The sequence below is a fragment of the Alteromonas sp. ABH4_453 genome, assembly GCF_056160665.1.
This window is the reverse complement of record NZ_JBSWXP010000014.1, coordinates 1-1,388: the sequence shown is the minus strand read 5'-3', so window position 1 is coordinate 1,388 and position 1,388 is coordinate 1. Positions and strand designations below refer to the sequence as shown.

Annotated in this window: 1 rRNA gene; it reads left to right on the top strand. The window is 48.2% G+C overall.

Annotated elements, in window-relative coordinates:
- Nucleotides 1-140 precede the first annotated feature (140 nt).
- Nucleotides 141-1,388, top strand: a 23S ribosomal RNA gene (locus ACXAGV_RS18975); the annotation flags it as partial.

Genomic DNA, 1,388 nt, shown 5'->3' with positions numbered 1-1,388 from the left:
GAAATCGAAAGATGACTTTTTACTCTACTTGACTGAATTGCTTGTTATCAATTTATTGATAGCAAGGCAATTCTTCCGATTAGCTTGTCATTCATGCGACATAACTTAAGCAGAAGTCAAAAGGCTGTTTGGGGTTGTATGGTTAAGTGACGAAGCGTATACGGTGGATGCCTTGGCAGTTAGAGGCGATGAAGGACGTGTAAGTCTGCGAAAAGCTGTGGTGAGCCGACAAAATGCATTTGAGCCACAGATGTCCGAATGGGGAAACCCACCTGTTTACAGGTATCGTTACATGAATACATAGTGTAACGAGGCGAACGAGGGGAACTGAAACATCTAAGTACCCTTAGGAAAAGAAATCAATTGAGATTCCCCTAGTAGCGGCGAGCGAACGGGGAGCAGCCCTTAAGCTGTATTGAATGTAGTGGAATCCTTTGGGAAGAGGAGCGATACAAGGTGATAGCCCTGTACACGACGCAATCTTTACAGTGAAATCGAGTAGGTCGGGACACGTGTTATCTTGACTGAATATGGGGGGACCATCCTCCAAGGCTAAATACTCCTAACTGACCGATAGTGAACCAGTACCGTGAGGGAAAGGCGAAAAGAACCCCTGTGAGGGGAGTGAAATAGAACCTGAAACCGTATACGTACAAGCAGTGGGAGCCCTTCGGGGTGACTGCGTACCTTTTGTATAATGGGTCAGCGACTTATATTTAGTAGCAAGGTTAAGTGAATAACGGAGCCGTAGCGAAAGCGAGTGTTAACTGCGCGTTTAGTTGCTAGGTATAGACCCGAAACCCGGTGATCTAGCCATGAGCAGGTTGAAGGTTGAGTAACATCAACTGGAGGACCGAACCCACTAACGTTGAAAAGTTAGGGGATGACTTGTGGCTGGGGGTGAAAGGCCAATCAAACCGGGAGATAGCTGGTTCTCCCCGAAATCTATTTAGGTAGAGCCTCGGACGAATTCCATTGGGGGTAGAGCACTGTTAAGGCTAGGGGGTCATCCCGACTTACCAACCCTTTGCAAACTCCGAATACCAATGAGAACTATCCGGGAGACACACGGCGGGTGCTAACGTCCGTCGTGGAGAGGGAAACAACCCAGACCGCCAGCTAAGGTCCCAAAATATTGCTAAGTGGGAAACGATGTGGGAAGGCATAGACAGCTAGGAGGTTGGCTTAGAAGCAGCCACCCTTTAAAGAAAGCGTAATAGCTCACTAGTCGAGTCGGCCTGCGCGGAAGATGTAACGGGGCTAAGCAATATACCGAAGCTGCGGCAGCAAGTTTACTTGCTGGGTAGGGGAGCGTTGTGTAAGTGGATGAAGGTGAGTTGTAAAGCTTGCTGGACATATCACAAGTGCGAATGCTGACATGAGTAACG